Here is a 14433-nt window from a genome sequence, read left to right as displayed (position 1 = left end):
CTGCGGCCCATCCGGCGCCTCCGGGACGATCTCCCCGTACAGCAGGGACAGGAAGCGCGGCCCCGCGTCCCACCCCGGCCCGAGCGCGTCGCCGAGCGTGGCTGCCGCGGCCTCGTCCGACAGGGCGCGGTTGAGCCGGTCGAGGACCTCCGCGACGCCGTACCCCTCGCGCGCGAGGAGCCGCATGACGGGCCGGGCGAGGCCGGTGACCGCCGCGGCCTCCGGGCCGTGGCCCTGGACGTCGCCGAGGGCGAAGCACCAGCGGCCGCCGCCCGCGGGGAAGAGGTCGTAGAAGTCGCCGCCGACGACGTCGGCACGCGTGGGCTCGTAGACGACGGCCGTGTCGACGCCCGGCACCGCGCCGAGCCCCGCGGGCAGCAGGCCGCGCTGCAGGACCCGGCTGATCATGGCCTGCCGTGTGTACTGGCGGGCGGTGCCCACCGCGAGCGCGACGCGACGCGCAAAGTCCTCGATGAGACCGATGACCTCGTCGGGGAAGCGCATCAGCCCCGTGCGCCCGAGGAGCAGCGTGCCGTGCCGGCGGCCGCCGGTGACCAGGGGGCAGGCGAGTGCCGCGCCGACCGCTTCCGTGCCGTGGGCGACGGCGGGCCACGGCCAGGGCACGGCGCCGGGGCGGGAGCCGGGCGGCGGCGGTTCCTTCTCCAGCACCATGCGGAGCCCGTCGATGCGGCCCTCCACCGCGTGCCAGACGCGTGCCAGGCGCGGCTCGGAGCCCTCGGGCCCGTCCCCGGTGAGCCAGACGGCGCACCAGTCGGCGAGCCGGGGCACCAGCAGCTGCCCGGCGAGGGAGGCGACCATGTCCTCGTCGAGCTGCCCGGCGAGCAGGTCGGAGGCCTCGGCGAGGAAGGAGAGCGAGCCGCGGTTGATCCACTCGCTGTCGTGCCGCCGCGGGAGGCGGTGCGCCATGGGCGCGAGGATCTCGGTGGCGCGCAGTCCGCGCAGCAGGGCGCGCTCGGCCTCGGGCGCCGGAGGCAGCGTCTCCCCGGGTTCGCGGGCGGCGGTCAGCCGGCACCAGATGGTCTTGAGGTCGCGCCGGTAGGTGATGCCCCACTCCTCGGAGAGCGCGGAGACGAGCTGCAGGCCGCGCCCGCCGTCGCGGCCCTCGCGGGCGAGTTCGGCCCGGTCGCGGACGACCCGGGCGGGGTGGTGGTCGGAGACCTCGACGACCAGGCCGCCGTCCTCGCGTGCGCCCGGTGCCGCGCTCTCCAGCCGGCAGAGCAGCTCGACCGTGGTGCCGGCGTGGATGACCGCGTTCGTCACGAGTTCGCTCACGAGCAGCACCGCGTCGTCCACGAGGTGGTCACCGATGCTCTCGGCCGGCCACGGCTCCTCCGTGGTCCATTCGGCCAGCGCGGCGCGGACGAACTTCCGTGCCGCGGAGGCCGCCAGCTGGTTGCCGGGCAGGCTGGTACGGGAAACGAACTCCCGTGGCATGGAATCTGGCCCCACTGTGCGGCTCCCGAGCAGATCCGGCATTGCGCCCTTAACGGCACGCACAGCGTGACAGACTGAGCGCGCTCATAAGCGCCGAGTCACCGAAGAAGGCCGTCATGGCTCTTAAATCGGCTGTTCCCGCCCCGAAAACCGCGACTCCTGCGCGTCCGCGTGTCGTCGACCCGCCGCCGGACGGTGAGTGGATACGCACGGCGGAACTGCGGCCGCTGCTCACGGCGATGCGCTCCCTGTGCGACGGCGACTTCCGGGTGCGGCTGGGTGACGGTGCCGAAGGGGTACTGGCCGAACTCGCCGGAACGTTCAACCGGATCGTCGCGCGGGAGCAGCACTTCTCCGCCGAACTGGGCCGGGTCAAGCGGGAGGTCGTACGCCGGGGCAGGCTGGACGAGCGGCTCGCGGACAGCCCGGGCCAGGGTTCCTGGGCGATGAGCGTGCAGGCGGCGAACTCCCTGATCGACGCGCTGGTCATCCCGGCGGCCAACGCCACCCGGGTGCTGGACGCCGTGGCGGACGGCGACTTGACGCAGCGGGTGGACCTGCACGACGGCAGCCGGCCGCTCCGCGGGGACCTGCGCAGGCTCGGCCGGGCGGTCAACCGCATGGTGGACCAGCTGTCGCTGTTCACCGGTGAGGTGACCCGGGTCGCCCGCGAGGTCGGCACCGAGGGCCGGCTCGGCGGCCGGGCCAAGGTGCGTGGGCTCTCGGGCAGTTGGCGGGACGTGACCGAGGCGGTCAACACGATGGCCGCCCGGCTGACCGCCCAGGTCCGCGACATCGCGCTGGTGACGACGGCGGTGGCGCGGGGCGACCTGACCCGCGAGGTGACGGTCGAGGCGACGGGTGAGCTGCTGGAACTCAAGCTCACCGTCAACACGATGGTGGACCAGCTCTCCGCCTTCGCCGACGAGGTGACCCGGGTGGCCCGCGAGGTCGGCACCGAGGGCCGGCTGGGCGGCCGCGCCCAGGTCCGCGGCGTCTTCGGCGTCTGGAAGGACCTCACCGACAACGTCAACTTCATGGCGTCCAACCTCACCTCGCAGGTCCGCAACATCGCCCAGGTGACCACGGCGGTCGCCAACGGCGACCTCTCGCAGAAGATCACGGTCGACGCGCAGGGCGAGATCCTGCAGCTGAAGTCGACGATCAACACGATGGTGGGCCAGCTCTCCGCCTTCGCCGACGAGGTGACCCGGGTGGCCCGCGAGGTCGGCACCGAGGGCCAGCTGGGCGGCCGCGCCCAGGTCCGCGGCGTCTCGGGCGTCTGGAAGGACCTCACCGACAACGTCAACTTCATGGCCGACAACCTGACCTCCCAGGTCAGGAACATCGCCCAGGTCGCCACCGCCGTCGCCCAGGGCGACCTCGGCAAGACCATCACCGTGGAGGCCAAGGGCGAGATCCTGGAGCTCAAGTCGACCATCAACACGATGGTCGACCAGCTCTCCGCCTTCGCCGACGAGGTGACCCGCGTCGCCCGCGAGGTCGGCACCGAGGGCAACCTCGGCGGTCAGGCCCAGGTCCGCGGCGTCTCCGGCGTCTGGAAGGACCTCACCGACAACGTCAACTTCATGGCGTCCAACCTCACCTCGCAGGTCCGCAACATCGCCCAGGTGACCACGTCGGTGGCGAACGGCGACCTGTCGAAGAAGATCACGGTCGACGCCCGCGGCGAGATCCTGGAGCTCAAGGACACCATCAACACGATGGTCGACCAGCTCCGCGGCTTCGCGGACGAGGTGACCCGGGTCGCCCGCGAGGTCGGCACCGAGGGCCGGCTCGGCGGCCGCGCCCAGGTCCGCGGCGTCTCCGGCGTCTGGAAGGACCTCACCGACAACGTCAACTTCATGGCCGACAACCTGACCTCCCAGGTCAGGAACATCGCCCAGGTCGCCACCGCCGTTGCCCAGGGCGACCTGTCGAAGAAGATCGACGTGGACGCGCGCGGCGAGATCCTGGAGCTGAAGACGACCATCAACACGATGGTGGACACGCTGTCGTCCTTCTCCTCCGAGGTGACCCGGGTCGCCCGTGAGGTCGGCAGCGAGGGCCAGCTGGGCGGCCAGGCCCGGGTGGAGGGCGTGTACGGCACGTGGAAGCGCCTGACGACGGGTGTGAACGAGCTGGCGTCCAACCTGACCACCCAGGTGCGGGCCATCGCCGAGGTGGCCTCCGCGGTCGCCCAGGGCGACATGTCGCGCAGCATCGCGGTCGAGGCGCAGGGCGAGGTCGCCGAGCTGAAGAACAACGTCAACCTGATGGTGGCCAACCTCCGCGAGACCACCCGCGCCAAGGACTGGCTGGAGTCCAACCTGGCCCGCCTGGCCGGCCTGATGCAGGGCCACCGCGACCTGATGGAGGTCGCCGACCTCATCCTGCGCGAGCTGACCCCGCTGGTGAACGCCCAGTACGGGGCGTTCTTCCTGGCCCAGACCGACGCCGGCCGGAGCGGCACCGCCCAGCCCCGGGCCCCCCGCGGGCTGGCCTTCATCGCCGGGTACGGCTCGGCGCAGGGCGCCACGGTGGACACCCCCGGCATGCCCGGACACGGGCTGGTGCGGCAGGCGGCGCTGGAGAAGAAACGCATCCTCGTGGAGGAGGCGCCACCCGACTACATCACCATCACCTCGGGTCTCGGCGAGGCCGCCCCGACCAGTGTCGTGATCATCCCCATCCTCTTCGAGGACGAACTGCTCGGCGTCATCGAACTGGCCTCCTTCTCCCGCTTCTCCGACGTCCACCTGGCCTTCTTCGACCAGTTCGTCAGCACCATCGGCGTGGCGATCAACACCATCATCGCCAACTCCCGCACGGAGTCGCTGCTGTCGGAGTCCCAGCGGCTCGCCCAGCAGTTGCAGGAGCGGTCGGACGAACTCCAGCGGCAGCAGGCCGAGCTGCAGCGCTCCAACGCCGAACTGGAGGAGAAGGCGGCCCTGCTGGCCACCTCCTCGCAGTACAAGTCGGAGTTCCTGGCCAACATGTCGCACGAGCTGCGCACCCCGCTCAACTCGCTGCTGATCCTGGCCCGGCTGCTCGCGGACAACCCGGACGGTCATCTGTCGGAGCAGGAGGTGCACTTCGCCACCACGATCCACCGCTCCGGCTCGGACCTGCTGCAGCTGATCAACGACATCCTGGACCTGTCGAAGATCGAGGCGGGCCGCATGGACGTCCGTCCCAAGAAGCTGCCGCTGATCAAGCTGCTGGACTACGTGCACGCCACCTTCCGCCCGGTCACCCTCGACCGCGGGCTCACCTTCGACGTCGCCGTGAGCGAGGACGTGCCCCGCGAGATGTTCTCGGACGAGCAGCGGCTGCAGCAGGTGCTGCGCAACCTGCTCTCCAACGCGATCAAGTTCACCTCCCAGGGCCGGGTGGAACTGCGGGTGGCGCGCTGCGAGGGCGCCGACGACCTGATCGCCTTCGCCGTGCGGGACACCGGCATCGGCATCCCCGGCGAGAAACTCCCGGTGATCTTCGAGGCCTTCCAGCAGGCCGACGGCACCACCAACCGCAAGTACGGCGGCACCGGCCTGGGCCTGTCCATCAGCCGGGAGATCGCCGGGCTGCTCGGCGGCCGCATCGTCGCGGAGAGCGAGCCCGGCCGGGGCAGCACCTTCACGCTGTACGTCCCGGCGGTGTACGCGGGCCACGGCGGCGCCGGCGAGCCCGAGCCGCAGCACGGCCCCGCGGGCGGCGGAGCGGAGGCCGGAGGCGGCCCGGTGCCCGTGGCGGCGGCGTACGACGCCGAGCGCCGGACGTCCGGCCCGGTCGCGCCGGGGGACACCTGGCCCACCTCGAACCGGATCGACGAGTGGCGGGACGGCCGCACCGGCCGGGTCCTGGCCGGCAACCGCGTGCTCATCGTCGACGACGACATCCGCAACGTCTTCGCCCTCACCCACGTCCTGGGCCGGATCGGGATGCCCGTCCTGTACGCGGAGAACGGCCGCGAGGGCATCGAGACCCTGGAGCGGAACCCCGACGTCGCCCTCGTGCTGATGGACATCATGATGCCCGAGATGGACGGGTACGAGACGATCGAGGCCATCCGCCGCACCCCGCGCTTCGCCGAGCTGCCGATCATCGCCCTCACGGCGAAGGCGATGCCGGGCGACCGGGAGCGCTCGATCGCCTGCGGCGCCAACGACTACGTGCCCAAACCGGTGGACGTGGACCGGTTGCTGCACGCGGCGCACCTGCTGCTCGACCCCGACGCGGGCCGGGAGGGCGAACGGTCCTGCCCCGGCGGCCCCGACGGCCCCGCGAGGCCCACCTCGTGACCCCGGGCGGCACCGCCACGGTCACGGGGAAGGCCGGCATCCTCCTCGTCGACGACATGGAGGACAACCTGATCGCCCTGGAGGCCATCCTCGGCACGCTCGACCAGCCGCTGGTGCGCGCCCGTTCCGGGGAGGAGGCGATGAAGGCGCTGCTGCGCCAGGAGTTCGCGGTGGTGCTGCTCGACGTCCTGATGCCAGGCATGGACGGCTTCGAGACCGCCGCGAACATCAAGCGCCTCGACCAGACCAAGGACATCCCGATCATCTTCCTGACCGGGAACGTCCTGGACACCACCTTCGCCTTCCGCGGCTACGCCACCGGCGCGGCGGACTACCTCACCAAGCCCTTCGACCCCTGGGTGCTGCGCGCCAAGGTGACCGTCTTCCTGGAACTGCACCACAAGACCCGCCAGTTGCGGGGCCTTCTGGAGCGCGACCGGGACCGGCTGGAGGCGATCGAGCAGCGCCTCGCGGCCGTCGAGCGGCAGCTCGCCGCCGACGGCCGTCCGGACGTCACCGCGCTCGCCCGCCGCGTGGCCCGGCTGGAACACGCGCTGCGCGACGTGGACCTGCCGGGCCCCCGGGTGGGTGACTGAGACGCTCAGTCCTCCCGCGTGCCGGCGTACATGTCCTCGATCAGGTCCTTGAACTCCCGCTCCACGACCGGCCGCTTGAGCTTCAGGCTCGGCGTGAGGTCACCGTGCTCGACGTCCAGGTCGCGCGGCAGCACGCGAAAGGTCTTGATCTGCTGCCAGCGCTGCAGGTCCGCGTTGACCCGCTGCACGTAGCCGTCCATCAGGACCCGCACCTGCTCCGAGCCGACGACCTCCGCGTAGGGCCTGCCCTCCAGGCCGTTCTCCTTCGCCCAGCCGAGGATCGTGGGCTCGTCTAGGGCGAACAGGGCGGTGCAGAAGTTGCGGTCGGCGCCGATCACCAGAACGTTGCTGATGAACGGACAGGCGGCCTTGAACTGGCCCTCGACCGCGGCCGGCGCGATGTACTTGCCGTTGGAGTTCTTGATGATGTCCTTCTTGCGGTCGGTGATGGTGAGGTAGCCGTCCGCGGAGAGCTCCCCGATGTCACCGGTGTGGAACCAGCCGTCCGACTCCAGCACTTCGGCCGTCTTCTCGGGCAGCCCGTGGTAGCCCTGCATGATGCCGGGGCCGCGCAGCAGGATCTCGCCGTCCTCCGCGATGCGGACCTCGGTGCCGGGCAGCGGCTTGCCGACGGTGCCGGTCCGGTAGGCCTCGCCGGGGTTGACGAAGCTGGCGGCACTGGACTCGGTCAGGCCGTAGCCCTCCAGGATGTGGATGCCGGCGCCGGAGAAGAAGTAGCCGATCTCCGGGGACAGGGCGGCGGAGCCGGAGACGCAGGCGCGCAGCTTGCCGCCGAAGGCGTCGCGGAGCTTGGCGTACACCAGGCGGTCGGCGACGGCGTGCTTGGCGGAGAGCCCGAAGGGGGCGCCGGCGTTGCCGGTGCGGCGGCGGTTGTCCTGGGTGACCTTGGCGTACTCGCGGGCGACCTCGACGGCCCACTTGAAGATCCGGTACTTCGCCGCGCCGCCTGCGCGGGCCTTGGCGGCGACGCCGTTGTAGACCTTCTCGAAGATGCGCGGGACGGCGGCCATGTAGGTGGGCTGCACGACCGGCAGGTTCTCGATGATCTTGTCCACGCGGCCGTCGACCGCGGTCACGTGACCGATGGTGATGTGCCCGGCGGTGAGCACCTTGCCGAAGACGTGCGCCAGCGGCAGCCAGAGGTACTGGACGTCGTCCGCCTCCAGCAGGCCGTTCGCCTGGATCGCGCGGGCCATGTACGCCCAGCAGTCGTGCGGCAGCCGTACGCCCTTGGGGCGGCCGGTCGTGCCGGAGGTGTAGATGAGGGTGGCCAGCTGGTCCTTGGTGATGTCGCCCACGGTCTTGCGGACGGCCTCGGGGTTCTTCTCCAGGTAGACCTTGCCGCGCTGCTCCAGCTGGGCCAGCGAGAGCGCCCACCCGTCCTCCCCGAGGTCGGCGCCCTCGGCGTCCACGACCACGACGTGGGCCAGTTCGGGCAGCTCGGCGCGGCGCTCGACGGCCTTGGCCAGCTGCACGGCGTTCTCGGCGATCAGCACCCGGCTGCCGGAGTCGGCCAGGATGAAGGCCGTCTCGTCGGCGTTGGTGCTCGGGTAGACGGTGGTGGTCGCGGCGCCGGCGCAGAGCACGCCGAGGTCCGCCAGGATCCACTCGACCCGGGTGGCGGAGGCGATGGCCACCCGCTCCTCGGGGCGCACCCCCAGGTCCATCAGGCCCGCGGCGATGGCATGGACCCGGTCCGCGGCCTGCTTCCAGGTGAGCGACCTCCATTCTTCCGGACCGCCGTCGGCCGACGGCACCGGGAAGCGGTACGCCTCGGCATCGGGCGTCGCCTCGACGCGCTCCAGGAACAGGTTCGCCACGGAGGGCGGCCGGTTCTCGATCAAAGTCTGCGTGTCGGTCACGACAACCTCCGGGGGCCCGCCTCTTTGCTGGGTGACTCGTGAGTAACTAACGAGTGGTGATCAGAGTAGGGAATCGGCGCCCGCTTGGTAAGGGGCCGCGGCCACCGCGATGCAACCGTGACGACCGGATACATGGTACGTACACATAATGGCGGGCCCGCCCGGAATCCGGGGAGCCCGCCTTCCGGCCGCCGCTCCGGCCACCCGTCGGCGGCACCGCGGGGAGTACGGCGCTCAGCCGCCGATGGGCAGACCGCCGATCATGCCCTTGGTGCCCCCCGTCTTGCCGGCACCGCCGAGCAGCTCGTTCGTCTTGCCCGTGACCGCCTTCAGACCGGTCTTGGCGACCTCGTCCTTGGCGTCCAGGATCTTCATCGGCCCGTTGCCGAGCGGGAGGGCCTCCCCGGCGAAGGCGGGGGACGCGGCGGCACCGGCGGCGCCCAGCGCGATCACGGAACCGGCGACGACGGCCGCGGCCTTCGAGTACTTCACTTCACATTCCCCTTCCGCAGCGACGCCTTTCGCCGCTGTCACGATGAGTAACGTCCTCGATCCCCGCCAGAAACCGCGCGGCCCGGGGTTTTTGCCAATCACCCGAATGCCGGTCCGCTCATACGAAAGGACGCCTGCCCGGTCATCGGACAAGCGCCCTTCCTGTGCGGTGCGTCGGACCACGCCGGCGAGCCGCCGCGGCTACTTCTTCTTGGCCGCGCCCTCGTCGCTGGAGAGCACCGCGATGAAGGCCTCCTGCGGCACCTCCACGGAACCGACCATCTTCATCCGCTTCTTGCCCTCCTTCTGCTTCTCCAGCAGCTTCCGCTTACGGGAGATGTCACCGCCGTAGCACTTGGCGAGGACGTCCTTGCGGATGGCGCGGATGGTCTCGCGGGCGATGACCCGGGAGCCGATGGCGGCCTGGATGGGCACCTCGAAGGCCTGCCGCGGGATGAGCTCGCGCAGCTTGGCGACCAGGCGCACCCCGTACGCGTACGCCGCGTCCTTGTGCGTGATCGCCGAGAAGGCGTCCACCTTGTCGCCGTGCAGCAGGATGTCGACCTTGACCAGGCTGGAGGTCTGCTCGCCGGTGGGCTCGTAGTCCAGCGAGGCATAGCCGCGGGTCTTGGACTTCAACTGGTCGAAGAAGTCGAAGACGATCTCGGCGAGCGGGAGGGTGTAGCGGATCTCCACCCGGTCCTCGGAGAGGTAGTCCATGCCGAGCAGCGAGCCGCGCCGGGTCTGGCAGAGCTCCATGATCGCGCCGATGAACTCCGTGGGCGCCAGGATCGTGGCCCGCACCACCGGCTCGTACACCTCGGAGATCTTGCCCTCGGGGAACTCGCTGGGGTTGGTGACGACGTGTTCGGCGCCGTCCTCCATCACCACCCGGTAGACCACGTTGGGCGCGGTGGCGATCAGGTCGAGCCCGAACTCGCGCTCCAGGCGCTCGCGGATCACGTCGAGGTGCAGCAGGCCGAGGAAGCCCACGCGGAAACCGAAGCCGAGGGCCGCGGAGGTCTCCGGCTCGTAGACCAGCGCGGCGTCGTTGAGCTGCAGCTTGTCCAGCGCGTCGCGCAGCTCCGGGTAGTCGGAGCCGTCCAGCGGGTACAGGCCGGAGAACACCATGGGCTTGGGGTCCTTGTAACCGCCCAGCGCCTCGGTGGCGCCCTTGGACTGCTGGGTGATCGTGTCACCCACCTTGGACTGGCGGACGTCCTTCACACCCGTGATCAGGTAGCCCACCTCACCGACGCCGAGGCCGTCGGCCGACAGCATCTCGGGCGAGTTGGTGCCGATCTCCAGCAGCTCGTGGGTCACGCCGGTGGACATCATCCTGATGCGCTCGCGCTTGCTGAGCTGGCCGTCGACAACCCGGACGTAGGTGACGACGCCGCGGTAGGAGTCGTACACGGAGTCGAAGATCATCGCGCGGGCGGGCGCGTCGGCGACGCCGACCGGGGCCGGGACGGTCTCCACGACGCGGTCCAGCAGCGCCTCGACGCCCAGTCCGGTCTTGGCGGAGACCCGCAGCACGTCGGAGGGGTCGCAGCCGATGAGGTTGGCCAGCTCCTCGGCGAACTTCTCGGGCTGCGCGGCCGGCAGGTCGATCTTGTTCAGCACCGGGACGATGGTGAGGTCGTTCTCCATCGCGAGGTACAGGTTGGCCAGCGTCTGCGCCTCGATGCCCTGGGCGGCGTCGACCAGCAGGATGGTGCCCTCACAGGCCGCGAGCGACCGGGAGACCTCATAGGTGAAGTCCACGTGCCCCGGGGTGTCGATCATGTTCAGGATGTGGGTCTTCCCCTCATCGGCGCCCGCGGTGGGCGCCCAGGGCAGACGGACCGCCTGGGACTTGATCGTGATGCCGCGCTCGCGCTCGATGTCCATGCGGTCGAGGTATTGGGCGCGCATCTGCCGCTGATCCACCACACCGGTCAGCTGGAGCATCCGGTCGGCAAGGGTCGACTTGCCGTGGTCGATGTGCGCGATGATGCAGAAATTGCGGATCAGCGCCGGGTCGGTACGGCTCGGCTCCGGCACGTTCGAAGGGGTCGCGGGCACGCAGGGTCCTGTCTCTTGAGGCGCCTGTCGCCTCTGGTCGGATCGATACGTATGGCTCCCATAGTCCCATGGCCGGGGCCCACGGCCGTGCCGGGCGGTGCGGGAGGAGCCGCGGGACCCGCCACGGGCCACCGGTTTGGGCGGCGCGGCGGCCGACTGCTAACCTGGGCAGTCGCGCCTCGTGCCCTCTTACCCGAGGCGCGGACCCCATCAGACCAAACCTGAAAAGGCTCTTTCGTGGCGAACATCAAGTCCCAGATCAAGCGCAACAAGACCAACGAGAAGGCGCGCCTGCGCAACAAGGCCGTCAAGTCCGAGCTCAAGACCGCCATCCGTCGCACCCGTGAGGCCGTGGCCACCGGCGACGTCGAGAAGGCGACCGAGGCCGCGCGCCTCGCCTCCAAGAAGCTCGACAAGGCCGTGAGCAAGGGCGTCATCCACAAGAACCAGGCCGCCAACAAGAAGTCGGCGCTGGCTCTCAAGGTGGCCGGCCTCCAGGGCTGAGCCTTCCCGCAGCAGTACCCGTCGGTGACGGACACAGCGGTCCCTCTCACCCGCTCCTCCACCGGCACCCTTGATGTCCCGGCCGCACGCGGCCTGCGTTCGCCACGCGGGTGCGGCCCCCGAAGGGCCCCGTACCTCCCGGTACGGGGCCCTTCGGCATGTCCGGCTCCGCCCGCGGCCCTCAGCGGGCCCGCGCGGCCCGGGCCACGGCGACGACCGCCTTCTCCAGGGCGTAGGCCGGGTCCGCGCCGCCGCCCTTGACCGCGGCGTCGGCCTCGGCGACCGCGCGCAGGGCGGCGGAGACACCGTCCCCCGACCAGCCGCGCATCTGCTGCCGGACGCGGTCGATCTTCCACGGCGGCATGCCCAGCTCCCGCGCCAGGTCCGCGGGGCGCGCCCCGCGCGGGGCGGAGGCGAGCTTGCCGATGGCCCGGACGCCCGAGGCGAGCGCGAACGTGATGCCGGGCAGCGGCTGGCCGACCGCTATCGCCCAGCGCAGCCGCTCCAGTGCCTCGGCGGCGCGGCCGGTCACCGCGAGGTCGGCGACCTCGAAGCCGGTGGCCTCGGCCCGGCCCGTGTAGTAGCGGGCGACCACGGCCGCGTCGATCGCGCCCTCCACGTCGGCGGCGAGCTGGGCGCAGGCGCTCGCCAACTCCCGCAGGTCGCTGCCGATGGCGTCCACCAGGGCCTGGCAGGCCTCGGGGGTCGCGGACCGCCCCAGCGCGCGGAACTCCTGCCGGACGAAGGCCAGCCGGTCGGCCGGCTTGGTCATCTTCGGACAGGCCACCTCGCGCGCCCCGGCCTTGCGGGCCGCGTCGAGCAGACCCTTGCCCTTGGCGCCGCCCGCGTGCAGCAGGACGAGCGTGATCTCCTCGGCGGGGGCGTCCAGATAGGCCTTGACGTCCTTGATGGTGTCCGCGGACAGGTCGTGCGCGTTCCGTACGACCACGACCTTGCGCTCGGCGAAGAGCGAGGGGCTGGTGAGCTCCGCCAGCGTGCCCGGCTGGAGCGCGTCCGGGGTGAGGTCGCGCACATCGGTGTCGGCGTCGGCGGCCCGCGCCGCCAGCACGACCTCCCGTACCGCGCGGTCGAGGAGCAGGTCCTCCTGCCCCACCGCGATCGTCACCGGGGCGAGCGGGCTGTCTGTCGTACTGTTCCTGGCCATCGCCGTCCAGCATCCCACGCGGGTCCGACACAATGTCCCGGTGACCGACGTCAGACATGTGCTCGTCCTCCCCGACCGCGATGCCGCGGAGGAGGCCGCCGACGAAGCCACCGAGCGCTTCGACCTGCCCGCCCGCCCCCAGCTCCTGCGTGACGCCCTCGCCGGCGAGGACGACGCCGAGGACGCCCAGTGGCTCCTGCTCATCAACGACGAGGACGAGGAACTCGACCCCGCCGCGCTGAACGAACTGGCGGAGGAGTTCGAGGGCTGGCTGGAGGAGGACTAGGCCGTGCCGCTGCGCGTTCCCGCCCAGCGCCGCCGCTCGCAGGAGCCGGGGGCGGAGCGCCCCGGGGTGGCCGGGGCGCTCCCCGCGGTCCCGTTCAACCAGCGCGTACGTCTCCTGGTCGAGGCCGTCGACGAGCCCGACGAGCTCGCCCTCGCCCAGGGACTGATGGAGGCGCGGGGCTGGGCGGTGCGCCGCGCAGGCCGTGAGGACGCCCCCGCCACCGCGGGCGGCAGCCGCGTCGCGCTCGTCGTCGAGGTACGGCTGAACGGCTCCCGCTGGCGGGCCGAGAAGGCGGCGTGCGGGGCCGTGGAACGCCTGGCGAGGACCCATCAGCTCGGCCTGTGGGTCCGGGACGCGGCGCTGCTGCTGCGGCCGGACGACCCGCGGACCGAGTACCGCGTGATCCGCCGTCCCGGCGCGGGCGGCGAAGGGCGCGACCGGCTCGCACGGTGGTGGGCCGCGTGCGGCGGGCGTGGCGCGCACCGGCTGCTGCGGCTGCCGTCCGGGCTCACCCGGGAGGCCGTCGAGCGGGAGCTTTCGGAACGTCCCCTCGGCGGAGCCGCGTTCACGCCGGACGCCCACGAACTGCGGCCCGCACCGCCCGAGACGGACGTCCCGGCGGCCACCGGGACGCACCGTGCCGCGCTGCGGGTGCGGACGCTGCCCGGCGTGGCCGGCGCCGCCGCCGCGGCGGCGCTGCTGGGCTGGGCGGCCTCCGGGGCGGACGCGGAACCCCTGTGGTGGCCCCTGGCGGCGGTGGCCCTCCTGTGCGCGCCGGGAGTCCACTTCGCCCTGCGCGACTCGTGGTTCTCACGGAACGCGGTCTGGCTGGTGCCGCTCGCCCTGCCCGTCGGGTGGTCGCTGGTGACCTGGCTCGGGCGGCTGATGCAGGCGTTCTACCTCGACCGGTTCGGCATCCCGTCCGGCTCGGTCCGCTCCGCCGGGGACCTGTGGCCGTACGCGGCAGCCGCCGAACCGCTGGGCCTCGCCCTGGGGTTCGTGCTGTTCTTCACGGCGGTCGCGGGCTGGCTGCGGCACGTGCACATCGCCAAGGGCGACAACCGCCTCGCCCTGGTCACCGTGACCGTGCTGCTGTCGGCGGCCTTCGCGGCCACCACGCTCGCCGCCGGCGCCCACGACGCGGACCGGGCCGCCCGCGACGCGGCGTCCGCCGCCGGACGGGGGCACGTCCCGGCGAGGTACTTCGGGCTGCACGGCACCTTGATGTGCGTGGTGCCCGTCGGCGAGGGCCCCGTCCCCGTGGAGAACGGCCCGGTGCCGGACGACCACGCCGTCCTGTCCTTCGGCGCCTCCGGGGACTGGATCTGGCTGTGGGACCCGCGCCGTTCGCAGGCCCTGTCGGTGCGCCGGGAGGACGTGCAGCTGCTCCCCGCGCCCGCGGTCAGCGGCGGGAGTCCCCGAACAGGATGCGGTAGATGATCAGGAGGGCGAGCGCGCCGCCTATGGCCGCACCCCACGTGGGCAGGTCGTAGAAGTCCTTGGTGATGGGGTGGTCGAGGAACTTCGCCGAGATCCAGCCGCCCACCACCGCGCCCGCGATGCCGATCAGCGTCGTCCCGACCAGTCCGCCCGGGTCCTTCCCGGGCAGCAGTATCTTCGCGATGGCGCCCGCGATCAGGCCCAGTACGATCCAGCCGATGATGGTCATGCCGTCAACCTGCCA

The 14433-nt window shown here is 71.7% G+C and carries 11 protein-coding genes; 5 read left to right on the top strand and 6 right to left on the bottom strand.

Going from position 1 to position 14433, the window contains the following annotated elements; all coding sequences use genetic code 11:
• A partial coding sequence (locus tag PV350_RS18725; protein WP_500334945.1) for a SpoIIE family protein phosphatase occupies positions 1–1455 on the bottom strand: 1455 nt, incomplete at its 3' end.
• Between the two features lie 239 nt (positions 1456–1694).
• On the opposite strand from PV350_RS18725, the gene PV350_RS18720 reads away from it, so the two are divergent.
• Entirely contained in the window at positions 1695–5756 is a 4062-nt protein-coding gene (locus tag PV350_RS18720; protein WP_500334947.1) for a HAMP domain-containing protein, read from the top strand.
• Positions 5757–5812: 56 nt separating this feature from the next.
• A complete protein-coding gene (locus tag PV350_RS18715; protein WP_500334946.1) occupies positions 5813–6352 on the top strand; it encodes a response regulator in 540 nt (179 codons plus the stop codon).
• A 5-nt stretch (positions 6353–6357) separates the two neighbouring features.
• Here the strand turns inward: PV350_RS18715 and PV350_RS18710 are convergent, their stop codons facing one another.
• From PV350_RS18710 to lepA, 3 genes are all read right to left on the bottom strand, one after another.
• Positions 6358–8235, bottom strand: coding sequence for an AMP-dependent synthetase/ligase (locus PV350_RS18710; RefSeq protein ID WP_499511833.1), 1878 nt, complete (start codon positions 8233–8235; stop codon positions 6358–6360).
• Between the two features lie 234 nt (positions 8236–8469).
• Positions 8470–8727, bottom strand: a complete 258-nt coding sequence (locus PV350_RS18705; protein WP_361797151.1) for a hypothetical protein — start codon at positions 8725–8727, stop codon at positions 8470–8472.
• 201 nt (positions 8728–8928) lie between these two features.
• On the bottom strand, positions 8929–10794 hold the full coding sequence (gene lepA / locus PV350_RS18700) for a translation elongation factor 4 (protein ID WP_500334943.1): 1866 nt from the start codon (positions 10792–10794) through the stop codon (positions 8929–8931).
• A 237-nt stretch (positions 10795–11031) separates the two neighbouring features.
• On the opposite strand from lepA, the gene rpsT reads away from it, so the two are divergent.
• Positions 11032–11298, top strand: coding sequence for a 30S ribosomal protein S20 (rpsT, locus tag PV350_RS18695; RefSeq protein WP_018556617.1), 267 nt, complete (start codon positions 11032–11034; stop codon positions 11296–11298).
• Positions 11299–11479: 181 nt separating this feature from the next.
• On the opposite strand, the gene holA is transcribed toward rpsT, so the two are convergent.
• Positions 11480–12463: a DNA polymerase III subunit delta gene (gene holA / locus PV350_RS18690; protein WP_499511835.1), complete on the bottom strand. Its 984-nt coding sequence runs from the start codon at positions 12461–12463 to the stop codon at positions 11480–11482.
• A gap of 40 nt (positions 12464–12503) precedes the next feature.
• On the opposite strand from holA, the gene PV350_RS18685 reads away from it, so the two are divergent.
• Both PV350_RS18685 and PV350_RS18680 read left to right on the top strand, forming a co-directional pair.
• Complete coding sequence (locus PV350_RS18685; RefSeq protein ID WP_499511836.1) at positions 12504–12749, top strand: hypothetical protein; 246 nt, start codon at positions 12504–12506, stop codon at positions 12747–12749.
• 3 nt (positions 12750–12752) lie between these two features.
• Positions 12753–14189, top strand: a complete 1437-nt coding sequence (locus tag PV350_RS18680; protein WP_500334942.1) for a hypothetical protein — start codon at positions 12753–12755, stop codon at positions 14187–14189.
• Here the strand turns inward: PV350_RS18680 and PV350_RS18675 are convergent.
• Entirely contained in the window at positions 14152–14418 is a 267-nt protein-coding gene (locus tag PV350_RS18675; RefSeq protein WP_499511838.1) for a GlsB/YeaQ/YmgE family stress response membrane protein, read from the bottom strand. The genes PV350_RS18680 and PV350_RS18675 overlap by 38 nt on opposite strands.
• Positions 14419–14433 lie beyond the last annotated feature (15 nt).

The sequence above is a fragment of the Streptomyces sp. PA03-6a genome (genome assembly GCF_033792765.1).
GTDB lineage: Bacteria > Actinomycetota > Actinomycetes > Streptomycetales > Streptomycetaceae > Actinacidiphila.
This window is presented reverse-complemented; position numbering and strand designations above follow the sequence as displayed.

Bases quoted from the DNA above. Each gene is read 5' to 3' on its own strand.
- holA (WP_499511835.1), bottom strand. From the start codon at position 12,463: ATGGCCAGGAACAGTACGACAGACAGCCCGCTCGCCCCGGTGACGATC.
- PV350_RS18715 (WP_500334946.1), top strand. From the start codon at position 5,813: ATGGAGGACAACCTGATCGCCCTGGAGGCCATCCTCGGCACGCTCGAC.
- PV350_RS18720 (WP_500334947.1), top strand. From the start codon at position 1,695: ATGCGCTCCCTGTGCGACGGCGACTTCCGGGTGCGGCTGGGTGACGGT.
- PV350_RS18675 (WP_499511838.1), bottom strand. From the start codon at position 14,418: ATGACCATCATCGGCTGGATCGTACTGGGCCTGATCGCGGGCGCCATC.